The sequence below is a fragment of the Halomonas sp. KM072 genome (assembly GCF_050710315.1).
GTDB classification, from domain to species: domain Bacteria; phylum Pseudomonadota; class Gammaproteobacteria; order Pseudomonadales; family Halomonadaceae; genus Vreelandella; species Vreelandella hamiltonii.
The window spans coordinates 2,725,773-2,747,149 of record NZ_CP136132.1 but is presented as its reverse complement, the minus strand read 5'-3'; the positions used below and the strand labels follow the sequence as shown (position 1 = coordinate 2,747,149).

Genomic DNA, 21,377 nt, shown 5'->3' with positions numbered 1-21,377 from the left:
CGGCGAATAAATGCTTCACTGTTATGTGCATTGACACCCGATACGTTACAGGGTACATTTAGAGGATGATACGAAGCTTCAAACACAAGGGCTTGGCCAAATTTTTCAAGTCCGGCAGCACTGCAGGGATCCAGGCCGCTCATGCAAAGAGGCTTCGGCTTATTCTCGGTCGGCTTAATGCGGCTTCCGGCGCCAAAGATATGGACTTGCCGGGCCTTAGGCTCCACGAGCTTTCCGGCAGCCGGTCGGGAGTCTGGTCAGTGACGGTAAGCGGTAACTGGCGCGTGACATTCCGCTTTGAGGATGGAGACGCCGAGATAGTGAATTACGAAGATTATCACTGAGGTACTCCTATGTTGATGCACAACCCGCCCCATCCAGGTGAGGTCATACGAGAGCTGTGCCTAGAGCCTCTTGGCTTGTCTGTTACAGCAGCTGCGGAGGCGCTCGGGGTCAGCCGGAAAACGTTAAGCGCCGTTTTGAACGGCAAAGCCGGTATTAGCCCGGAAATGGCGATTAGGCTTTCTATTGCTTTTAATACCTCATCAGAGAGTTGGCTAACCCAGCAGTCTCAATATGAGCTTTGGCATGCAGAGCAACACCGTAAAGACCTTAGAGTCAAGAAGCTTGTCGCCGCATAGTAGAGCACATAACCAAGCCATCAAATGCGCTCCCTTCGGTCGCCGGACCTCGTTTCACTCGGCCGTTTATGGCGGGCGTTATGTTTTAAGGAGGAAATTTGAGCAAAATCGTTGGACGATGGCGCATTACCTGGATGGAAATGTGGGATCAAGAATTTGTTGACCTTGTTGAGCCTGGATATTTCCAGTTCGATGAAGATGGCCTTGGCTTCTTTGTGTTCGGAGCAGTCGAGGGCCAAATCGATTACCGCATTTCTGATGATGGAGCACGAGTCGAGTTTTCTTGGTCAGGAAATGATGATGGTCGCGAGAAATCGGGCCGTGGATGGTTCCGGCTTCTATCTTCACGTGCGGCAAAAGGGCACTTCTTCATCCACTGTGGGGACGAGTCGGCGGTTGAAATCGAACATCAAACATAACCAGACCATGCACCGGATGCCAAAACCTCTGCTTCGCGCCGGTTTTGCCACCGGTGATGGCGGGCGTTAAAGCGAAAAACCGAGTCGTGGAACCCGGCACCCATCCGTGTCAAAATTGAGTGTTACCCGAACGAGAGGTTTTTGCCATGAATCTTCAGAAAATTGAAGACGAGGCGCTCCACCTTCCTAAAGAGGAGCGAGCACAATTGATCCAGCGACTGGTATTAAGTCTGGAGTTTCCGTCAGAAGAAGAGCTCAGGTCCGATTGGTTGCTCGAGGCTCGGCGTAGAGGCGAAGAGCTGGATAATGGCACTGTTCAGGCTGTGCCTGGTGAGGCTGTCATGAGGAAGGCTAGAGCACTGATCAAATGACCTATTCTTTTCACCCGGCAGCGGAAGCCGAGTTTCTGGAATCAGTTGGTTATTACGAATCAAAAGTTCCGGGATTGGGTGGTGCCTTCATAGAGGAATTTGAGGCCCTGGCCAATTTAGTTGGCGAGTCACCAAAAGCCTGGCAAGTTGAGTTGCCGCCAGATATTCGTAGAGCGCCCCTTCACAGATTTCCGCTATCCATCGTTTACCGAGAGAAGCCTGATGGTTTTCAAGTTCTGGCTGTTGCCCATGACCGGCGACGTCCGCAGTACTGGCTTGGCAGGCTTTAACAATCGGCTGCACAGCGACCGATTTTCCACCGCTTCGCGGCTCCAAACCGGCGCGTGAGCCGGGCGTTAGCACCTCAGGCCCGACGGCTGTCGTTCACGTCGTCCGCAAGCCAAGCCTTGATCAGTGATTGATAGGGCATGTCCCGCTTGTTGGCTTCGATTTTGATCCGATCAAGCAAGGTTTCCGGCAGCCGGAGTGAGATCGTCTTGGTTGAGGGTTTCAGCTTCGGGAACGATGCCGGCTTGGCCTGACTCCAATCCAGATAGTCTGTGGAATCGTGGGTTTCCCAGAATTTTCGCTCTTCGGCTTCAGTTTTAAATTCAGGCATCTTTTTTAGCTTGCTCATAAATAACCCTCTCTTTACGGTGCATGTCGCGAGCGGAAATCACTCTGACCAGCGTACCGTTCTGCCTTAGTGTGAACGTAATGTGGAGCAGTCTCTCATCATCCGTTACACCAAGGGCATGAAAACGAGCCTCAGTCTGGCTGTGCTTGGAGTCATCCAGCACCAGAAGCGGCTCGTTAAAGAAAATTTCTTCCGCTTCGGACTGGTTTACACCGTGTTTCTCCGCGTTTTTGCGGGAGTTGCCTTGGTCCCAGTCAAAGCCAGTAACTTGTGCCCGGTTGATCATGTAGGTATATTATCAGCATATACGCTGTCGTCAACAAGTGCTAACCAATGCAGGCACGGCGACGCCCTTTACATTGCGCCTTCGGCTCCATTTCAAGGGCGCGCGTACTGCGGGCGTTATCCCGCCTCATTCACGAGGGCTCTGATCGGGCAGTCTGAAGCTACGTGCCATCGGCATTGCTCGTAAGGATCCGTATTTCCGGCGTGAGCGCCTGCTTCGTAATGCCCGAACACTGCGTTTCTTTCGCCGATTTAGAACCTCCAGGAATTAATCTCGACCTTCAAAGCAGCCGTGATCGCCGACCGCCGCTCCGGTCGCTCGCTTTCTGATGCTGTGGTGGTCTCGAAGGAGCAGCGCCAGGTCGTGGCCTTCGAGGTGAAGGAGGCGCGGCAACGATGAGCGTGGGGGGTCGTGGTAGCATTATGTTCCCCGTAATATCGACCTCAAGGAGCCAATATGTCGGAGCGTTATCCTGAAGACCCTGCCCTGGATCTGTACTTGGCTCTGATGGAAGTGGATTGGCCGACTGCCTTTGATGCCGCCACCCTATCGCGTGGGTTGGGCTATGCCCACAAGGGGCGTGTGCATGATGGGTTCAACCTGCAGGTCGGCAGTGACATGCTGGGAATCTTCGGGCGCGTTGCCGGTAGCCGCAAGCAGGCCTACATGACCCGGGTTTACCTTGACCCAAGGGAGCTCGAGAAAGGGCTCTTTACCCTCTGCAATTGCCCGGTCGGTGTTCGCTGCAAGCATGCCGTGGCGCTGATCGAGACCTTCATGAATCAGATGGGCGAGGAGGGCTTCGCCTCGCCGGAGGAAAGCCTCGAGCCGTCTCCCGGTTCGCCCCCTGCGCCGCCGCTTGCCAAGCGCTCGTCGTCGGCCGAACTGGCGTCGGCCAAGCGCGAGCGCCTGAAGCGCGACTGGGAAGCGTGGCTGAAGCGGGCGGGTCGGCCTGCCTTGCAGGAGGAGCCAGAAGGGCGGCGCGTCGGCGACGAGTATCGCCTCGCCCTGTTTCTGAGCGCGCCCGGTGGCTATCGTGAGCCGGTGCTGCGGGTGGTGCCGGTGTGGGTGCGTCCGTCGCGCCAGAGCCGTCGCCACTCGGGGTGGGTGGCGCCACGGATCATCGAGGCGGCCTCCGACCTGGTGCCAGTGCCCGAGGGTGGTTGGCCTGCGGCCCAGGAGGAGGCCCTGACACTGCTTTTGCACGGCCCTCAGGAGTCCACTTTGGTGTCAGGTCAGATGCGCCGTGCGGCGGTCATCGACCAGCCACTGCAGGGGCGGGCGCTGTGGAATCTGCTTGAAGGCGATGAGCCCCCACTGCTGTTCCATGAAAAGCAGACGGGCCCCGTTCTTGAACTGGGCCCTGCCGGGCAGCTGGCGCCTCGCTGGCAGGCGGATGAAGAGGGGGTACAGCATCTGGCGCTGGATACGCAGCCAGAAGGATTGCTCTCGCAAACGGCGCTTGTGCTGCGTAGTGGGCGCGAGTTGTGCTACCTGGACGTTGAGCAGGGCTTGTTCGGCCGCCTGGCCGGTAGTCCCGAGTGGCTTAAAAGGGTGGCGCAGGCGCCGCCGCTACCCCCCGAGATGAGTGGCTGGTTGAGTGAGCGCCTGGGTGAGGCGCCGGCACTGGCCGAGACATTGCCGGCGCCGCATCAGGTCGAGGAGCGCCAGCTGGATGATGTGGCGCCGCGGCTCAAGGTCACCATGCAGGTAGCCGCAGGTCAGCTGGGCTTTCGTGACGGTGCACCTCTGCCGCGCTGGGTGGAAGTCGGTGCGGCGGTGGTGGGGCTTGACTATGCCGGTATCGAGGTGGTCCCGGAGCCTGGCGACTGGGTGCAGGGGTACCGTGATGGCCAGCGACTCAGGATCAAGCGCGATGCCGAGGCGGAGTTGGCGCTGGTGCGCGGGCTGCCATCGGGCATGATCACCCTGGAGCTGCTGCGCGAGGCCGAGCTGGTGCCGGCTTATCTGAAGCTGCCTGACTGGTCGCTGCTGCTGCCGAATGCCGAGGGTCCTCCGGCCACGATCCTCGAATGGTCGACCCACCTGGCCGGCCCCGATGAGTGGTGGGAGATGATCGCCCGGCTGCGCCAGGCGGGTTGCCTGGTCCACTTCAGCGACGACTTTCCCGAAGAACCCACCTATGTGGAGCCGGACGATTGGTACGGCGAGCTGGAGCCAGTCGGCAACGGCTGGTTCGACCTGGCGCTGGATATCGAGGTGGAGGGCGAACGCCTCAACCTGCTGCCGATCCTGCGCCGCCTGTTTCGGGATCCCGGCTTTCCGCTGGAGCCGGCCGCTGATGAACCAGAGGACGCCAGCTGGACGCTGGCCCTGCCGGAGAATCGCCGCCTGGTGATGCCGCTCTCGCGCCTGCGCTCGCTGATGGCGCCCATCCTCGACTGGTTGAATGATGAGAGCGACCCCGAGGCGGCGGTGCGCCTGCCGAGCACTGCCGCCGAGAAGGTGGCGCCCCTGGCCGAGCACGAGCGCTGGGCGGGGCGAGACGACGTGACCAAACTGGCCCGGCGCCTGCGCGAGCTGCCCGCCAGCCTGCCGGCACCGCCGGGCTTAGTTGGCGAGCTGCGTGACTACCAGGCCCGAGGCATCGCCTGGATGCGCTTTCTCTCCGAGCTGGGCACCGGCGGCATCCTGGCCGACGATATGGGCCTGGGCAAGACCGTCCAGGTATTGGCGCATGTGCTCGATGAGCGCGCCCGCGGGGCGCTGACCGGCCCGACCCTGGTGGTGGCGCCCACCAGCCTGGTGGGCAACTGGTGCGCCGAGGCTGAACGCTTCGCCCCCGAGCTCAACGTCGTCGCCCTGCAGGGGGGGAGGGCTCAGCGCGAGCGCCAGTTCGAGGAGGCGCTTCCCGGTGCCGACCTCGCGGTGACCACCTATGCGTTGCTGATCCGCGATCTCGAACGCCTGCGCGAGCACGACTTCGGCCTGCTGGTGCTGGACGAGGCCCAGGCGATCAAGAACGCCGCCAGCCAGACCGCGCGGGCGGTGCGCGAGCTCAATGTGGCCCGCGCCATCGCCATGACCGGCACGCCACTGGAGAACCACCTGGGTGAGCTGTGGGCGCAGCTCGATGCGGTGGCCCCGGGCGCCCTGGGCAGCCAGCAGTGGTTCGGTCAGCGCTTTCGCACCCCCATCGAGAAAGAGGGCGACGTCGACCTGCGAAAGCACCTCTCCCGGCGCATCGCCCCGCTGATGCTGCGCCGGACCAAGCAGCAGGTACTCGCCGAGCTGCCGGAGAAGACCGAGACCCGTCGTGAGGTTACCCTGAGCGGGGCACAGCGCGAGCTCTACGAGAGCCTGCGCCTGGCCCAGCACCAGCGGGTGCAGCAGGCGGTGGCCGAGCGTGGCCTGGCCGCTTCCGGCATCGTGATGCTCGATGCGCTGCTCAAGCTGCGCCAGGTGTGCTGCGACCCGCGGCTGGTCAAACTGGAGAGTGTGCGCAAGACCAAGCGCTCGGCCAAGCTGGAGCAACTGCGCGAACTGGTGGGGCCCTTGGTGGAGGAGGGGAGGCGCATCCTGATCTTCTCCCAGTTCACCGAGATGCTCACGCTGATCGGTGAGGCCCTGGAGAAGGACGGCATCCCCTTCACCACCCTGACCGGCGACACGCCGGGCAAGACCCGCACGCAGCGGGTGGCGCTGTTTCAGCAGGGCGAGATCCCGGTGTTTCTGATCAGCCTCAAGGCCGGCGGTACAGGCCTGAACCTCACCGCCGCGGACACCGTGATCCACTACGATCCCTGGTGGAATCCGGCGGTGGAGGCCCAGGCCACCGGCCGCGCCCACCGCATGGGCCAGCAGAACCCGGTGTTCGTCTATAAGCTGGTATGCGCCGGCACCGTGGAGGAGCGCATCCTCGACCTGCAGGCGCGCAAGGCCGATCTCGCCGCCTCGATCCTTGAGGGTGGCGCCGAGCACAAGAGCGACGGCCCGCTGTTCGACGAGGAGGATCTGGCGCTGCTCTTTGCCCCGGTGGTTTAGATACCATCTCTCATAGGCGGCCACAAATGTCCCATCAGGCAGTTTGTGGCCGACAACTACCCCACCCAACCGGCCATTTTAATTATCGCCAAGCGGCCAAAGTAGTTGACAATAAAGAGCCATGGTCCAATCACTCGCTCATCCGGTCGTCGCGTTCACGCATGAGCCAATAGGTCAGGCCCAAGGCCAGTATCGTCCCCGCCAGGGCGGCCAGTTTGGCAGGATCAATGTCGGGGTCAAGGATGATGAACTTGCGGGCCAGTGCCAGAATCGCGATCAGAATGACGGTCTTGACCTGGATGATGCTTTCCTTACGCAGCGCCACTTTGACGATCGAATGCTTGAATTCCATCGCGATCAGCAGCGTCATGGTGGCACCGAATACCAGCTGAAAAGCCTCATGATCCGTTGGATTCAGTGCATCCATGACGAGTAGCGTGAAGACGAGCCGAATCAACTGAATCAGCGACACCACGATGATGACGGCAATGACCGCCGACAGAGCGAGGGCGACAACCTGCTCGAAGCGCTCGTAAAACGTCATCAACCGCCACTGGGAGCGCATCTCGTCAAGGGTCGTGTGGCCAGGTTCTTTATGCATAAGCGTTGCTCTCTCTTTCAATGAAACGTTAATGGAACGGGGAGTCCGAGAAGACGACTCGATCAGCCTCTTGCACGTCCACCCTTTGCCCCGCATATCCGGGACTGCACTGATCGTCAGCAGCGCGGCAAACTGACTGCCGTTCTTGCGTCGGCACCAGAGCTCTCCGTGCCAGTAGTCGTGCTCAAGCAGAGCCTGCCAAACGGTCTGATAGAACTCATCGTCATAGCGATCGGACTCGAGCAGACGAGGTGTCTGACCCAGATCACCCGACCGTCTGGAAACTGCACTCGGTACTCGTCATGCCAAAGCGCGAGTGACTGCCCCGACGCCTGTATGGTTTCATGCACACGGTCGCGGTCTTCAGGGTGAATGCACTGCAGGAATCGCTCGAAGGCTATTGGCGCACCAACATCCAGGCCGAGCACGCGGCAGGCTTCATCGGAGCAAGTGAGGAGTTGCGAGCCAAGATCGAGATGCCAACTGCCAGAATGGGCATTCTGGTTAATCTGGTCGCCGTGTCGGGCTGAGATTTGAGGCGTCTCGTTCAAAGGTGACGCTCCTTAGGGGTGAAACAGAGGTTCCAAAGCTTCTGCAACTCGGAGCGCATTTCGTCAAAGATTGTGTGGCTGGGGTCGCTATGCATCGACTGGCCGGTGGCGCGTCCCACCAGGTGGGCCAGACCGGCAAGCGGTGGGATAGCGACCGCCAGCGACACGAGGGTGGCTGCCCATGTCAGCCCGTTGGGGTCGGACACGACAGCCTCCCATCGCTCAAGATTCGCCGTCCGCTGACTTCTTCTTGCGCGCAGGCTTGCTCTCGTCGCTAGGCGGTGCCTCGGCCACGTTCGCGACATCGGGCTTTTCATGCTCGGCCGGCTGCGCGGGTGGCTCCTGGCGCTCGAAGACCACCCGTTCGGCCTTGTCGTCCCAGCGGGCGCTGGCGTGATCGTCCTTGCCGATACCGCCACCCAGCATCTCGCGCGCCAGTGCCGTCTCCAGCTCGCTGCGGATCAGCCGCTTGAGCTCGCGCGCGCCGAACTCGGGCTTGTAGCCTTCCTCCGCGAAGTGGTCGATCAAGGTCTGGTCGAAGGTCAGCGTCACGCCCTGGCTGGCGGCGTTGCGGGCCACACGATCGAGCTGCAGGCCGACGATATGGCGGATCTCCTCCTTGCCCAGCGCATGGAAGACGATGATCTCGTCGATGCGGTTGAGGAACTCGGGGCGGAAGTGTCCGCGCAGCACGTCCATCACCTCGGACTTGGTCTTCTCGTATTCCTCGCCGGCGGCGCCACGGGCCTTCAGCCGACGCTGGATGATGTCCGAGCCCAAGTTCGAGGTGGCGATGATGATGGTATTGGTGAAATCCACCACCCGGCCCTTGCCGTCGGTGAGCCGCCCGTCGTCGAACACCTGCAGCAGGATGTTGTAGACGTCGGGGTGCGCTTTTTCGATCTCATCGAGCAACAACACGCTGTAGGGTTTGCGCCGCACCTTCTCGGTGAGCTGGCCACCCTCGTCATAGCCCACATAACCCGGAGGCGCACCCACCAGGCGTGCCACGGTATGGCGTTCCCCGTACTCGGACATGTCGATGCGCAGCAGCGCACCTTCATCGCCATAGATGGACTCGGCCAGTGCCTTGGCGAGCTCGGTCTTGCCCACGCCGGTCGGCCCGAGGAACAGAAAAGTCGCCACCGGCTTGCCGCCTTCGCGCAGCCCCGCCCGTGACAACCGCACGGCATCGGCCACCGCGCGCACCGCTTCGTCCTGGCCCACCAGGCGCTCGTGCAGCCGCTGCTCCAGATGCAGCAGCTTCTCGCGCTCTTCCACCGTCAGCTCGTTGACCGGAATGCCGGTCAGGCGCGAGACGATCTGCGCGACATGCTCGGCCTTGACTTCAGCGCTGCCCGAGGCGCGCTCGCGTTCCCATTCCTCGACGAGCTGCTTGAGTTCAGTCTCCTTGGCCTCGATGCGCTTGCCCAGCTCGGCGGCCTTGTCGTATTGCTTGCGCGAGGCCATATAGTCCTGCTCACGCCGCAGCTGGTGCAGTTCGGACTCCAGCTCTTGCACCGCCACCGGGCGGGCCGTGGCCGACAGCTTCACGCGTGCGGCCGCCTGGTCAAGCAGGTCGATGGCCTTGTCAGGCAAAAAGCGCGCGGTGATGTAGCGGTCCGACAACTCGGCGGCGGCGATGATCGCATCCTCGGTGATGCTGACCTTGTGGTGCGCCTCGAAGGTGTCGCGCAGGCCGCGCAGGATCATCATGGTCTGCGCTACCGTCGGCTCGGGCACCATCACCGGCTGGAAGCGACGCTCGCTCCAACGCGGCGTCCTTCTCGATGTACTTCTGATACTCGTTGAGCGTGGTGGCGCCGATCAGGTTCAGCTCGCCGCGCGCCATCATCGGCTTGAACACGTTGGCCACGTCCAGCCCGCCTTCGCCGCCACCCTGGCCTGCACCGACGATGGTGTGCACCTCGTCGATGAAGAGAATCATCTCACCCTGGTGCTCGGTCACTTCCTTGAGCACCTTCTGCACGCGCTCCTCGAACTCGCCGCGGTACTTGGCGCCGGCCACCATGGCGTTGATGTTGAGTTCGACCAGACGCTTGTCGCGCAGCGTCTCGGGCACTTCGCCGGCCACCATCTGCTGCGCCAGTCCTTCGACGATGGCGGTCTTGCCGACGCCGGGCTCACCGATCAACACCGGGTTGTTTTTCTTGCGCCGGGCCAGCACCTCGATGGTGGTCTCGATCTCCTGCGCACGGCCGATGACCGGATCGAGTTTGCCCTCGCGTGCCATCTTGGTGAGGTCGCGCGAGTATTTATCCAGCTCGGGCGTGTTGGTCGGCGCCTCGGCGCGACCATCCTCGGCCCCTTTGCCGACCACCTTGCTTACCTGCTGGCGCAGTGCTTGCGGCGTGAGGCCGTAACGGCGCAGCAGGTTGGCCGCCAAACCTTCGCCTTCCTCGGCCAGCCCGATCAGGAAATGCTCCGGCCCGACATAGGAGTGGCCGAGTTCGTTGGAGGCCACGAAAGCGCGGCTGAGCGCGTCCTTGACCCGGGGCGACACGCCGACTTCGCCCTCGAACGGCTTCTCGCCGCGCTTGGCTTCGGATTCGATTTGCCGCTTGAGGTCATCGACCTTGATCTTGAATTGCCCCAGGATGGTTTTCACCACGTCGCTGTCGGCGAGCGCCAACAGCAGGTGTTCGGTATCGACTTCGGAGCGGCCAAATTCGGCGGCATGTTTGGCGGCCTCCTGCAACAAAGCCTCGGACTGTTCGCTGATGCGGCTGGCGAGCCCACTGCCGCGCCCACTGCCGCGCCGGCGCGTTGTACCCGTAGCAGCCGGGGCGGGTTCGCCGAGCGAGGCATCGACCACCTCGTCGGTATCGGCCGCCATGGACGATGCGGCGTCACCGATGCGGAAGAAGTCGCTGCCGAGAAAGTCTTCGAACAGGCCGCTACGTGAGCCGAACAAGGCTTCCAGCGGTGAGACGGTACGCTTTTGCTGGCGCACCAGTTGGCGATAGTGATCGTCACACAACAGCATGGTGCTGTGGCGACCATTGAGATTGGCTTCCACCCGCGCCGTGGCGGGCTGACCGCAGACTTGGCATTGTTTTCTGGCCATGCTGATGCTCCTGTAAAGATTGATCTGACGAGGCACCGCCGATCACGGCGCCTCGACCTTCACCTGGTTTTTTCGGAGGAAGAGCCGATCGGCGTCAGCCGTTGATCGGGATCGAGCGGCCCTGCTTAGGCGCACTGGCCTCGCGCTTGTCCATCGTGATCGTGAGCACGCCGTTCTTGAATGCGGCCTTGATCGATTCCTGGTTGGCGTTGTCAGGCAGGTTCAGGACACGCTGGAAACTGCCGTAGGAGCGCTCCACCCGGTGGAAACCACCGTCTTTGGTTTCCTGCTCCTGGTGCTTCTCGCCCCGTACCATCAGCACGTCGTTGTCGAGCGTGATCTGGATGTCCTTTTCCTCGACGCCGGGAACCTCCAAAGAAATCTTGTACTGCTTGTCGGTTTCCTGGATATCAAGTACCGGCTTCAGCATGCCCGGCCAGTCCGACGGCCATTGCGGCATGGCCTGCGCCGGAAAACCGAAGCCTCGAAACGCACCGTCAAAGAGGCGGTCGATCTCGCGATGCAATTGCAGGATGGGACTGGCGGGACCGCCTGCCACCGGCAGGTCATTGCGCTGCACGGGCAGCGAGGCAGCGCTCTGTTGTTCTTCCTGCTCTTTCTTGAACCAGTTCCAGGGAGCCAATTTCTTGAAATCAATGTCCATGTCACACCTCCAGAAGAAAAGTTGAAGAATCTCGCTCACTCCGTTTGCCTGCGGCTATGGATAGCGCTCCCAGGCAACACGGGATGTTTCGCTGCCTTCGGCTGCTCATCTGTACGTATCACCTCCTTCTTTCTGCCTGCTTGGGTCTGATCATTGATCCATCGATCGATTTCACTTTGACGAAACCGCCATGCCCCCCACAATTTCCGCCTTCGTACAGCCTCAATCGAGGATTTTTTTGGCTCTTCGACGTTGGGTGTGGAATTCGCCCCCTGAGCTGGGCCAGAATATGACCTCCACAGCGGCAGGAGGTATGACATGGACGGCACCCAGATTCTAACACTCGGCCTGGGCTTGGAAGCGCCCTGGATCCTCAAGAACCAGTACCTGGATACCGCCGTGTCGCCCCACCGCCTGGACCTCTATGTCGAGGCGGAGCGAGGCAGTCTCTATCCCTGCCCAGAATGTGGTAAGGCCTGCCAAGCTCATGACTTTGCCGACAAAACCTGGCGGCATCTGAACTTCTTTCAGCATCACTGTTACCTGCATGCTCGCGTGCCGCGCACGAAGTGTCCTGACCATGGCGTCAAGCGCATAGAGGTGCCCTGGGCCCGGCCGGGCAGCGACTTTACCCTGCTGTTCGAGCAAGCGGCCATGTCACTGGTCAAGGAGATGCCGGTACTGGCCGTCTCCCGCCAGTTGGAGATTTCCGACAAACGACTATGGCGCATCGTGCACCACTACGTTGGCCGCATGTTGGGGGAACTGGATCTGTCCAAGGTGGTGACGGTCGGCGTGGACGAAACCGCCTCCCGGCGCGGTCATCGCTATGTCACGGTGTTCCTCGACATGCAGCGCAAGCGGGAACCGGTTATCTTTGCCGTCCCAGGCTGCGGCAAGGATGCCATCCAGGCTTTCAGCGCCTTCCTGGCGGCCCATGGCGGCGACCCGAATAATGTGGTCGAGGTCGTCTGCGATATGTCGCCAGCCTTCCTTAGCGGCGTGACCGAGCACCTTCCCAAGGCCGAGGTAACGGTCGACTGGTTCCATATCGTACAGACCTTCACCAAGCGGCTGGACGAGGTACGCAAGAAAGAGCGCCGGGAGCAGGGGCACCCCAAGTCGCTGCGCTGGGCCCTGCTGAAGAACCTGGATAACAAGAACCTGACACCCAAACAGCTTTCGGCGCTCCAGGAGTTGGTGGCCGATCAGAGCGCCACGGCCGATGCCTGGGTGATCAAGGAGAAGCTACGCTGGATCCAGAAGGCTCCAACGCCCAGAGCGGCTCGGTGGCGCATCACGAACTACCTCAAGGTCATGCAGGCGGCGGTGTCTGAAAAGTCACTGCTGAAGCCGATGGGGAAAGCCCTGGCGACGCTTGAGCGGCACGCCGACACGGTGGTCAGACGCTGGCTCTCGGGACTGACGAACGCAAGACTGGAAGGAATGAATGGTCTGTTCCAAGCGGCTCGGTCACGAGCACGTGGCTACCGGAACGAGGCCAACTTTATCGCCATGATCTACCTGATTGGGAGCCCGGTGGGCCGCCTATTCGATCAGGCCAAATCCACGTGAAGTGACGAAGAACCATTTTTTTCAAGACCTTGCAAGGTATGGTGCCTAACATGCAGAAAGTCAAGAATCAACATCCCGCGATCTGCTGGGCAGATTGATGTGAGTCAATCGTAAGCAACCAGGAAACAAATGTTGGCTGCCACCGCGATGGAGGCGCTGCAAGGCGCCGATGCGCTGGTGATCTGCACCGAATGGAAGGAGTTCCGAGCGGTCGATTTTCAGTGGCTGAAAAACACCCTGCGTTACCCCATTGTGGTGGATGGCCGTCACCTCTACGTGCCTGAGTTGGTTAAGCGGGCAGGCCTGCTCTTTCCTTGAAATAAACGCCACCCCTAGACCAAATGTTAGCTTGCAAACCGCCTGCCCTGAACTATGGTCTGTTCTGGTAAGCAGTTTGGTGCTTGGCTAACAAAACGAGAACAGGGCGATGGATACCCAAACGTTGGTATTGGTGGTGGCGATTGGTGCGCTTTGGTTGAGCGTGACTTGCGGGTGTGTGGCGGGGTACATGATGCTGGCACGGCGGGCAAGCGCGGTGCCGGTGGCAGCAGGGGCGTTGGGCGGGGCACCGCCCGTCGTGGTGCCAGAAGGCCCGGCCTTGCTGAATGAGGAAAGTGCGGCCTGGGAGGTAAAGGTGCTGTTCGAGGAGCCGTCGCCTGCACTGAACGACCGCTTGAGTGCGGTATTGAGTTCGGCAGGTGCGGTGTATGAACAGCGCACCAGGACCTTTGCCGTGGCGGGGGATTCTTCTCGCACGCCGATTCTGATCGAAAATGCGCTGGGGTCGGGCCAGTTGCCACCCTTGACCGAATCCCAGGCCAGTCATCCGCCGGTGAAGGGCGTCAGCATCAAGATTGCCAAGACCCAGCGCATGCTGGCTCCCAGCAAGCTGCAGCTGGCCAAGCTGGTGTCGCTTTCCAAGAAGCTGGCCAAGTTGGGGGCACCGCGTTGGATGCCGAGAAGCAACCGATTACCCCCGCTGGGTTCGAGGCGGTGATTCAAGGGCAGGCGAGGGTATAACGCTTCGTGGCGATGCCTGGCCCAGTGTAGCTGAGGCATGGCAACCACCACGACACACGCCCCCAGGGGTAGCGGATGGCTACCCCTGGGGGCGTGTGCGTTGTATGCGTAGGCTGTATGTGCAGGCTGTATGTGTATGAAGCGCGCCCGTAGTCAGGCGAGCTGTGGGCTGGGTTGCAGCAGTTGGCTGGAAAGCAGTTCCCACTGGTCTTCCCAGTACTCGGTGGGCAGCCGTTTGAAGTCGCTGCGCACGTACTGGGCGATGCGCCCTTCGGCTTGCGCGATCAGCAGGTTGGCAGCGGCGGAGGCGGGAATGCTGGGGCGCAACCCTTCACGCAGCTCGGCTTCGCGGAGGATTTGTTTCAGCTGGGTCTCCAAACGTTCGAACAGCTGGTGAACGCGCAGGCGCAGGCGTGCCGTTTCGCCGGTGAGTACGTCGCCGCCCAGTACCCGGGCCAGGCCGGGGTTCTTTTCGGCAAAGCCCAGCAGCAGTGAGAGTATCGTGCTGCAGCGGGTGGTGGCGTCTGGAATGTCTTCCAGTATCCGCGTAATGCGCGCGAAGATGCTCTCTTCGATGAAGTCGATCAAGCCTTCGAACATGCGCGCCTTGCTGGGGAAGTGGCGGTACAGCGCCGCTTCGGAAACCCCCACCTGGCGGGCCAGGGCGGCGGTGGTGATCCGCTTGCCGCTGTCCTCTTCCAGCATGATGGCCAAGGCCTGCAGTATTTGCTCGCGACGGCGAGGCTTGCGGTCGTCACTCATGACTCTTGCCCTCCGTCGCAGTTAGCCTGCGTTGGTGATCAGGGTGCCTACCCCAGCGTTGGTGAAAATTTCCAGCAGCACGGCATGCGGCACCCGGCCATCGATGATGTGGGCGCTGTTGACGCCTCCCTTGACGGCGTCCAGGGCGCAGCGAATCTTCGGCAGCATGCCGCCGTAGATGGTGCCATCGGCAATCAGGGCATCTACCTGGGCCGTGGTCAGGCCGGTCATGACCTGGCCTTCGCTGTTCATCAGGCCCGCCACGTTGGTCAGCAGCATCAGCTTTTCGGCATTCAGCGCTTCCGCCAGCTTACCGGCCACCAGGTCGGCGTTGATGTTGTAGCTGTTGCCTTTGGCGTCCACGCCGATAGGGGCGATGACCGGAATGAAGTCGCGGGCTGCGAGCATCTCGATCAGGTCGGTGGAGATCGCTTCCACTTCCCCCACGTGGCCGATGTCGATGATCTCCGGGGCGGTCATTTCCGGGCTTTGATGCTCCACCTTCAACTGGCGGGCGCGAATCTGGGCGCCATCCTTGCCGGTCAGGCCAATTGCCTTGCCGCCGCTCTGGTTGATCAGGTTGACGATGCTCTTGTTGACCAGGCCACCCAGCACCATTTCCACCACGTCCATGGTTTGCGAGTCGGTGACCCGCATGCCGTTGACGAAGCGCGATTCGATATTGAGCTTTTCCAGCAGGCTGCCAATTTGCGGGCCGCCGCCGTGCACCACCACAGGGTTGATGCCGACTTCTTTCATCAGCACGATGTTACGAGCAAAGGAGTCGATCAGCGTGTCTTCGGTCATGGCGTTGCCGCCGTACTTCACGACCACGGTCTTGCCGGAAAACTGCTGAATGTAGGGAAGGGCTTCGGATAGCACCTCTACAACGACCTTGGGGTCGCGGCTAGCTGAACTCATGAGATTGTCCCTTTGCTCTAGTAATATCTGCTTTTAATGTCTGCTTCATCGTAGCGCGGGTGGTGTGCGCTTCGCGGCATGATCATGTGATGGGGGTATCTGGTATCGTCAACGTAGGTGAAACACCTTGCAGGGCGCGTGCGAAGCGCTCGCGTATCCGTTCCAGGGCCGCGCTGTCTTCCCCCTCGAAGCGCAGCACCAGCGCGGGCGTCGTGTTGGACGCTCGGCACAATCCCCAGCCATCGGGGTAGTCAACGCGAATACCATCCAGCGTGGTTTTGATACCTTCGCCGAAGTCGCCCTCTCTGGCAAGCGTCTCGACCATGGCAAATTTGTCGTCATCCGCCACGGTGATGTTGATTTCGGGCGTGCTCACAGCCTGGGGAAACTGGTCGAAGAAGGCATCCGCATCGCCTGGGTAGCGGGCCAGTATTTCCAGTAGCCGGGCGGCAGCATACAGGCCGTCATCGAAACCGTACCAGCGTTCCTTGAAGAAGATGTGACCGCTCATCTCGCCCCCCAGCAAGGCGCCGGTTTCCTTCATGCGCGCCTTGATGAGCGAGTGGCCGGTGCGCCACATTTCCGGCTCGCCGCCTGCCTCGCTCACCACCCGTGCCAGGTGCCCGGTACACTTGATGTCGAACACCACTTTGGCACCAGGGTTGCGGGAGAGCATGTCGGTGGCGAACAGCATCATCAGGTGGTCGGGAAAGATCATTCGCCCGCGCGGCGTGACCACGCCCAGGCGGTCGCCGTCGCCGTCGAAGGCCAGGCCGATGTCTGCACCTGCCTGCTGCACTTTGCGCATCAGGTCCTGCAGGTTCTCCGGTTTGCCGGGGTCGGGGTGGTGGTTGGGGAAGCGGCCATCGATCTCGGCGAACAGCGCCGTGGTGGCCACCCCCAACCGTTCGACCAGCTGAGGGCCAAGTTCGCCCGCCACGCCGTTGCCGCAATCCACCACCGCACTGAGCGGCCTTGCGAGCTGCACATCCTCAAGAATCCGCGCCAGGTACGTGGCCCGCAGGTCGTGGGCGTGCACACGGCCATGGCCCACGGTGAAGTCGCCTGACTGAATGCGTTCGTACAGGGCGGTGATCGCTTCGCTGGCCAGGGTTTCTCCGGCCAGCACGATCTTGAAGCCGTTGTAGTCGGGCGGGTTATGGCTGCCGGTCAGCATCACCCCCGAGCAGCTCTCGGGCAGGGTGTGTGTGGCAAAGTAGAGCACTGGCGTAGGCACCATGCCAAGGTCGATCACATCGCGCCCGGCGGCCTGGAGTCCTTTGATGAGCGCCGCCTGCAGGCGTGGCCCCGAGACTCTGCCGTCCCGTGCGACGATCACGGTGTGTTCACCGCGGGCGGCGGCCTCCGAGCCCACTGCCCGGCCAATCAGCTCGGCGGTGGCTTCGCTGAGAGTGTCATCCACGATGCCGCGAATATCGTAGGCGCGAAAAATCGAAGCGGGTACGGTCATGGTCAATCCCTGAAAGAGCGCGCTAGTGAGTGCTTACTGGCGGCCAGTGCTGCCAAAGCCGCCACTGCCACGGGTAGAATCGGTGAAGCTGTCGACGAGGGTCAGTTCGGCCTGCACCACCGGCACCAGCACGTATTGTGCCAGACGCTCGAACGGCGTGACCGTGAAGCTGGCCTGCCCGCGGTTCCATACCGAGACCATCAATTCGCCCTGATAGTCGGAGTCGATCAGCCCCACCAGGTTGCCCAGCACGATGCCGTGCTTATGCCCCAGCCCCGAACGCGGCAGGATCATGCCGGCAAGGTTGGGGTCTTCGATGTAGATGGCCAGGCCGGTACGCACCAGCTGGCATTCGCCTGGGGCCAGCGTCAGCGGTTCGTCCAGCAGGGCGCGCAGGTCCATGCCCGCCGAGCCAGCGGTGGCGTAAGAGGGCAGATAGTCGCGCAAGCGCTCGTCCAATACCTTGCACTGTAGGCGAGGGCGGTTCATGAGGAAGCTCCGTGAGAAGTGTGAGGCAGCAGGGAGAGCGCCTGCTGCACGATCAGGGTGGCCAGCGAGGTCTTGGGTTGGGGTGGCGCGCTGTGCTGCTGCGTGCCGCCAGACGTACGCCAGAGCAGCAGGGCGGCGTTGTCGTCGCTGCCAAAGCCCAGCCCTTGCTGGGCCACGTCGTTGGCCACGATCATGTCCAGGCCCTTGCGGTCGAGCTTGTGGCGGGCGTAGCGCTCGACCTCCTGGGTTTCGGCGGCAAAGCCGACCACGAAGGGGCGTTGCCCGTTGGGCAAGGCCGCCACGTCGGCAATGATGTCCGGGTTTTTCACCAGCGTCAGGGTCAGCGTGTCCTGATCGTCGGTTTTCTTGAGCTTGTGTTCGGCGGCGCTGGCGGCGCGGTAGTCGGCCACGGCGGCACAGCCAATGAACAGCGCAGCCTGGGGGGCCAACTGCAGCGCGGCCTGGTGCATCTCCCGGGCGGTTTCCACGTTTTGGCGCTCGACCCCGGCTGGGGTGGGCAAATTGACCGGGCCGCTGATCAGGGTTACGCGAGCCCCTTGCGCCACGGCGGCGGCGGCCAGGGCGAAGCCCATCTTGCCCGAGCTGTGGTTGGACAGGTAGCGCACCGGGTCCAGGGCTTCACGGGTGGGGCCTGCGGTGATCACCACGTGAGGGCGCGTTGCGCCCTGGGCGGGCGGCGCAACCTTGGCTGCTTTGGCGAAGTGCTGTTGAAGGGCGGCGAAGACCTCTTCGGGTTCGCTCATACGCCCTGGGCCAACGTCGCCACAGGCCTGCTCGCCAGCGGCAGGGCCGATCAACTGCCAGCCGTCGGCGGCCAGCTGTGCCTGGTTACGCTGCGTGGCGGGATGGCGCCACATGGCCTGGTTCATGGCGGGTGCCATCAGCCGTGGCGCTTCCGAAGCAAGGCACAGGGTGGTCAGCAGGTCGTCGGCCATGCCGTGTGCCAGACGCGCCATCACATCGGCCGTGGCCGGGGCCACCAGCAGGGCATCCGCCCAGCGGGCCAGTTCGATGTGCCCCATCCCGGCTTCTGCCTCGGGGTCCAGCAGCGATGTGCGCACGGGCTCGCCAGAGAGGGCCTGCAGCGTCAGGGGGGTAATGAAGGCTTGAGCACCCTCGGTCATCACCACGCGCACCTCACAGCCGGCCTGCTTCAGCAGCCTCACGATCAGTGCGCTTTTATACGCGGCAATGCCTGCGCTGACGCCCAGCAGTACGCGCTTGCCTGCGAGCAGGGCGGTCAACGATGGCGCTGATAGTGATGACTCGGATAGTGATGGCTCGGAGGTGTGCGAGAGTGATGCCATGGTAGGCGGTCCCGTATGACGGTCGTAAGGAGGCTTACCATACCATTTGGCGGTTTATTTTGGCATGCTCGGTGGAAGTGTTATAACGCTAGGTATAGTGAGGGTGAGGGCGTGGGCCACACGCCATGGGACTGGGTAGCATGGACAGGGGGTATGGATGGGCATCAATCATTGGCCAGAAGGCGAGCGACCCCGTGAAAAACTGCTGACCATGGGGGCGCAGTCGTTGTCGGATGCCGAGCTGCTGGCGATTTTTTTGCGGGTGGGGGTCCAGGGGCGGTCGGCAGTAGACCTGGCGCGTGACCTGCTGGTGAGCTTTGGCGGGTTGCGGCAGCTGCTGGAGGCAGACAGAGAGCAGTTTTGTGCCGCCCGTGGGTTGGGCGATGCCAAGTTTTCCCAGTTGCAGGCCACGCTGGAGCTATCGCGGCGACATTTGGCCAGCCAGCTGGCACGCGGCAACGCGTTGACCTCGCCTGCCCTGGTGCGCCACTACCTGAGTTCGCAGCTGCGCCACCTGGGGCATGAGGAGTTTGCGGTACTTTTTTTGGATACTCAGCACCGAATCATTCGCTATGAATCCCTGTTTCGCGGTACCCTAGACAGCGCATCCGTTTACCCCCGCGAAGTTGCCAAGCGTGCGTTGGAACTCCACGCTGGCGCTGTCATCCTGGCCCACAATCACCCTTCGGGTGTGGCTGAGCCCAGCGACGCTGATCGACGTATCACCGAACGCTTGAAAGATGCCCTTGCTCTCTTTGACGTGCGAGTGCTGGATCATTTTGTGGTGGGAGACGGAGACGTGGTGTCCTTTGCCGAGCGCGGCTGGCTCTAGCGGGCAGCTCATGCGCAGGCACTCCAGTAGTATCGAAAAGGCAGGCTGGCCCGCTCGATGCTGCGGCTGTCGTGACGAAAATTGTCCAAAAACGTGCTTTTTTGGCCTTTTTGGGCGGTTTCGCTTGCTGGTGGCCGGGTGCTCTGGTATAAAGTGCCACCTTTGAACTTGGGTTGAATAACGGATTTGGGTACAGCTAGGCGGTTAACTGCGTCGACTCCCTCCCTGCTCCGGTTTGCCCGACAGTTTTGAACAACTCGCCAAGCGGTTGGAGGCTCTCATGTCCAAAGTATGTCAGGTTACCGGCAAGCGTCCGGTAACTGGTAATAACGTTTCTCACTCCCAGCGCAAGACTCGTCGTCGTTTCTTGCCGAACCTGCACACCCATCGCTTCTGGGTGGAGTCTGAAAACCGCTTCGTCAAGCTGCGCGTTTCCTCTAAAGGCATGCGCATCATCGACAAGAAAGGTATCGACTCGGTTCTGGCCGACATCCGCAAACGCGGCGACGCTATCTAAGCCAGTTTCTGGCTCAGCATTTTTGGGAGAGTTAAACCATGCGCGATAAGATCAAGCTGGTGTCTAGTGCCGGTACTGGCCACTTCTACACCACTGACAAGAACAAGCGGAACACCCCGGATAAGTTCGAATTCAAGAAATACGACCCGGTCGTCCGTAAGCACGTCATCTACAAGGAAGCCAAGATCAAGTAACCTCGGTTACGATGATCGGCTTTCACCGCAGGCGAGCGCCTGTTGAAAAACCCGGCCCCAAGCCGGGTTTTTGCATGTCTAACGTTCGCGTTTCGCGTGTTAGCATCGCTGTCACTGTGCTGTCATCATAGGCTTTCATCATGCCCGAATTGCCTGAAGTGGAAACCACGCGGCGTGGTATCGCGCCTTACCTGGAAGGGCAGGAGATTACCGAAGTGCTGGTACGCCAGCCGCGCCTGCGCGTTCCCGTGCCGGATGATCTGGCCGAGCGGCTGGTCGGGGCTCGCGTGGGTGAGCTTGCCCGGCGCGCCAAATACCTGCAGATCCCGCTGGCCACGCCTACCGGCCACGCCACGCTGCTGTGGCACCTGGGCATGTCGGGTAGCCTGCGGATTGCCCGGCTGGGTGATCTGCCCAAAAAGCATGACCATGTGGATATCGTCACCGCCAGCGGTCATGTATTGCGCTATCACGACCCGCGCCGCTTTGGCTTCGTCGATTGGCAGCACGCCGATGCACAGTGCGATACGCGGCTGGCACACCTGGGCCCGGAACCCCTCGGCGATGCCTTCACGGGCCGGTGGCTCCACGCACTGTCGCGCGGCAAGCGCGTCGCCGTGAAGCCTTTTCTGATGGATAACCGCGTGGTCGTGGGGGCGGGCAACATCTATGCCGCCGAGGCGCTGTTCATGGCGGGCATCGACCCGCGCCGGGCCGCCGGACGCATTTCACTGGCGCGCTACGAAGCGCTGGCCCAGGCGGTCAAGGAAGTATTGGCGGCGGCCATTACCCAAGGTGGCACCACGCTGCGCGATTTCGTCAGCGGCCAGGGGGAGCCGGGCTACTTTGCCCAGCAATTGAATGTCTACGGTCGCCATGGCCAGCCTTGCCTGCGCTGTGGCAGCGAACTCAAGCGCATTACCCTGGGGCAGCGGGCCAGCGTATTCTGCCCCGGTTGCCAGCGCTGAGCGCCGCCCTGGGCGGCTAACTGTTTTGTTTATCTGG

General features: G+C 61.6%; 26 protein-coding genes. 13 read left to right on the top strand and 13 right to left on the bottom strand.

The window, feature by feature from the left end; genetic code table 11:
* Positions 1–65: 65 nt before the first annotated feature.
* From RVM26_RS12955 to RVM26_RS12935, 5 genes are all read left to right on the top strand, one after another.
* The gene (locus tag RVM26_RS12955; RefSeq protein WP_498939028.1) at positions 66–344 is read left to right on the top strand and encodes a type II toxin-antitoxin system RelE/ParE family toxin; all 279 of its coding nucleotides are present in this window, start codon (positions 66–68) and stop codon (positions 342–344) included.
* A gap of 9 nt (positions 345–353) precedes the next feature.
* Positions 354–641, top strand: coding sequence for a HigA family addiction module antitoxin (locus RVM26_RS12950; protein ID WP_084173268.1), 288 nt, complete (start codon positions 354–356; stop codon positions 639–641).
* A 98-nt stretch (positions 642–739) separates the two neighbouring features.
* On the top strand, positions 740–1,060 hold the full coding sequence (locus RVM26_RS12945; RefSeq protein ID WP_197709111.1) for a hypothetical protein: 321 nt from the start codon (positions 740–742) through the stop codon (positions 1,058–1,060).
* Between the two features lie 146 nt (positions 1,061–1,206).
* A complete protein-coding gene (locus RVM26_RS12940) occupies positions 1,207–1,431 on the top strand; it encodes an addiction module protein (protein WP_498939026.1) in 225 nt (74 codons plus the stop codon).
* Entirely contained in the window at positions 1,428–1,721 is a 294-nt protein-coding gene (locus RVM26_RS12935) for a type II toxin-antitoxin system RelE/ParE family toxin (RefSeq protein WP_058578213.1), read from the top strand. The genes RVM26_RS12940 and RVM26_RS12935 overlap by 4 nt, the downstream gene beginning before the upstream one ends.
* A gap of 74 nt (positions 1,722–1,795) precedes the next feature.
* Here RVM26_RS12935 and RVM26_RS12930 read toward each other — a convergent pair whose 3' ends face one another.
* The gene (locus RVM26_RS12930; RefSeq protein ID WP_498939024.1) at positions 1,796–2,068 is read right to left on the bottom strand and encodes a BrnA antitoxin family protein; all 273 of its coding nucleotides are present in this window, start codon (positions 2,066–2,068) and stop codon (positions 1,796–1,798) included.
* Positions 2,043–2,354 carry a BrnT family toxin gene (locus tag RVM26_RS12925; protein ID WP_498939022.1) on the bottom strand — a complete coding sequence of 104 codons (312 nt, stop codon included), beginning with the start codon at positions 2,352–2,354 and terminating at the stop codon, positions 2,043–2,045. Before RVM26_RS12925 ends, RVM26_RS12930 begins: the two co-directional genes overlap by 26 nt.
* 456 nt (positions 2,355–2,810) lie before the next feature.
* Between RVM26_RS12925 and RVM26_RS12920 the strand changes: the two genes are divergently transcribed.
* On the top strand, positions 2,811–6,359 hold the full coding sequence (locus RVM26_RS12920) for a DEAD/DEAH box helicase (protein WP_498939020.1): 3,549 nt from the start codon (positions 2,811–2,813) through the stop codon (positions 6,357–6,359).
* Between the two features lie 130 nt (positions 6,360–6,489).
* Here the strand turns inward: RVM26_RS12920 and RVM26_RS12915 are convergent, their stop codons facing one another.
* The 6 genes from RVM26_RS12915 to RVM26_RS12890 form a co-directional block, all read right to left on the bottom strand.
* The gene (locus RVM26_RS12915) at positions 6,490–6,960 is read right to left on the bottom strand and encodes a phosphate-starvation-inducible PsiE family protein (RefSeq protein WP_463004403.1); all 471 of its coding nucleotides are present in this window, start codon (positions 6,958–6,960) and stop codon (positions 6,490–6,492) included.
* Positions 6,961–7,076: 116 nt separating this feature from the next.
* On the bottom strand, positions 7,077–7,511 hold the full coding sequence (locus tag RVM26_RS12910; RefSeq protein ID WP_463004402.1) for a PAS domain-containing protein: 435 nt from the start codon (positions 7,509–7,511) through the stop codon (positions 7,077–7,079).
* On the bottom strand, positions 7,508–7,717 hold the full coding sequence (locus tag RVM26_RS12905; RefSeq protein ID WP_167359352.1) for a hypothetical protein: 210 nt from the start codon (positions 7,715–7,717) through the stop codon (positions 7,508–7,510). The genes RVM26_RS12910 and RVM26_RS12905 overlap by 4 nt, the downstream gene beginning before the upstream one ends.
* Positions 7,718–7,733: 16 nt before the next feature.
* Complete coding sequence (locus RVM26_RS12900; protein ID WP_498941750.1) at positions 7,734–9,221, bottom strand: AAA family ATPase; 1,488 nt, start codon at positions 9,219–9,221, stop codon at positions 7,734–7,736.
* Positions 9,103–10,599 (bottom strand): Clp protease N-terminal domain-containing protein, encoded by a 1,497-nt coding sequence (locus RVM26_RS12895; RefSeq protein WP_498939017.1) that lies wholly within the window; start codon positions 10,597–10,599, stop codon positions 9,103–9,105. Before RVM26_RS12895 ends, RVM26_RS12900 begins: the two co-directional genes overlap by 119 nt.
* Before the next feature lie 94 nt (positions 10,600–10,693).
* Positions 10,694–11,263: an Hsp20/alpha crystallin family protein gene (locus tag RVM26_RS12890; protein WP_287808851.1), complete on the bottom strand. Its 570-nt coding sequence runs from the start codon at positions 11,261–11,263 to the stop codon at positions 10,694–10,696.
* Positions 11,264–11,581: 318 nt separating this feature from the next.
* Here RVM26_RS12890 and RVM26_RS12885 point away from each other — a divergent pair, with 318 nt between their 5' ends.
* From RVM26_RS12885 to RVM26_RS12875, 3 genes are all read left to right on the top strand, one after another.
* On the top strand, positions 11,582–12,838 hold the full coding sequence (locus RVM26_RS12885; RefSeq protein WP_172415914.1) for an ISL3 family transposase: 1,257 nt from the start codon (positions 11,582–11,584) through the stop codon (positions 12,836–12,838).
* A 129-nt stretch (positions 12,839–12,967) separates the two neighbouring features.
* Positions 12,968–13,156 (top strand): UDP binding domain-containing protein, encoded by a 189-nt coding sequence (locus tag RVM26_RS12880; protein WP_498939014.1) that lies wholly within the window; start codon positions 12,968–12,970, stop codon positions 13,154–13,156.
* 109 nt (positions 13,157–13,265) lie between these two features.
* Positions 13,266–13,835, top strand: a complete 570-nt coding sequence (locus RVM26_RS12875) for a hypothetical protein (protein ID WP_498939012.1) — start codon at positions 13,266–13,268, stop codon at positions 13,833–13,835.
* A 176-nt stretch (positions 13,836–14,011) separates the two neighbouring features.
* On the opposite strand, the gene slmA is transcribed toward RVM26_RS12875, so the two are convergent.
* The 5 genes from slmA to coaBC all read right to left on the bottom strand — a co-directional run bounded on the left by slmA (position 14,012) and on the right by coaBC (position 18,829).
* Positions 14,012–14,620 carry a nucleoid occlusion factor SlmA gene (slmA, locus tag RVM26_RS12870; protein WP_287808849.1) on the bottom strand — a complete coding sequence of 203 codons (609 nt, stop codon included), beginning with the start codon at positions 14,618–14,620 and terminating at the stop codon, positions 14,012–14,014.
* A gap of 21 nt (positions 14,621–14,641) precedes the next feature.
* Positions 14,642–15,541 carry an acetylglutamate kinase gene (gene argB / locus RVM26_RS12865; protein WP_193461738.1) on the bottom strand — a complete coding sequence of 300 codons (900 nt, stop codon included), beginning with the start codon at positions 15,539–15,541 and terminating at the stop codon, positions 14,642–14,644.
* A gap of 82 nt (positions 15,542–15,623) precedes the next feature.
* Entirely contained in the window at positions 15,624–17,012 is a 1,389-nt protein-coding gene (locus RVM26_RS12860; RefSeq protein WP_498939010.1) for a phosphomannomutase/phosphoglucomutase, read from the bottom strand.
* A 33-nt stretch (positions 17,013–17,045) separates the two neighbouring features.
* Entirely contained in the window at positions 17,046–17,501 is a 456-nt protein-coding gene (gene dut, locus RVM26_RS12855) for a dUTP diphosphatase (RefSeq protein ID WP_081136753.1), read from the bottom strand.
* On the bottom strand, positions 17,498–18,829 hold the full coding sequence (gene coaBC, locus RVM26_RS12850; RefSeq protein WP_498939008.1) for a bifunctional phosphopantothenoylcysteine decarboxylase/phosphopantothenate synthase: 1,332 nt from the start codon (positions 18,827–18,829) through the stop codon (positions 17,498–17,500). Before coaBC ends, dut begins: the two co-directional genes overlap by 4 nt.
* A 157-nt stretch (positions 18,830–18,986) precedes the next feature.
* Between coaBC and radC the strand changes: the two genes are divergently transcribed.
* From radC to mutM, 4 genes are all read left to right on the top strand, one after another.
* The gene (radC, locus tag RVM26_RS12845; RefSeq protein WP_227407084.1) at positions 18,987–19,661 is read left to right on the top strand and encodes a RadC family protein; all 675 of its coding nucleotides are present in this window, start codon (positions 18,987–18,989) and stop codon (positions 19,659–19,661) included.
* A 280-nt stretch (positions 19,662–19,941) separates the two neighbouring features.
* Entirely contained in the window at positions 19,942–20,178 is a 237-nt protein-coding gene (rpmB, locus tag RVM26_RS12840) for a 50S ribosomal protein L28 (protein ID WP_016915065.1), read from the top strand.
* A gap of 38 nt (positions 20,179–20,216) precedes the next feature.
* The gene (gene rpmG / locus RVM26_RS12835; RefSeq protein ID WP_009098622.1) at positions 20,217–20,372 is read left to right on the top strand and encodes a 50S ribosomal protein L33; all 156 of its coding nucleotides are present in this window, start codon (positions 20,217–20,219) and stop codon (positions 20,370–20,372) included.
* A 140-nt stretch (positions 20,373–20,512) separates the two neighbouring features.
* Positions 20,513–21,340, top strand: a complete 828-nt coding sequence (mutM, locus tag RVM26_RS12830) for a bifunctional DNA-formamidopyrimidine glycosylase/DNA-(apurinic or apyrimidinic site) lyase (RefSeq protein ID WP_016915064.1) — start codon at positions 20,513–20,515, stop codon at positions 21,338–21,340.
* The last annotated feature ends 37 nt before the right edge of the window (positions 21,341–21,377 follow it).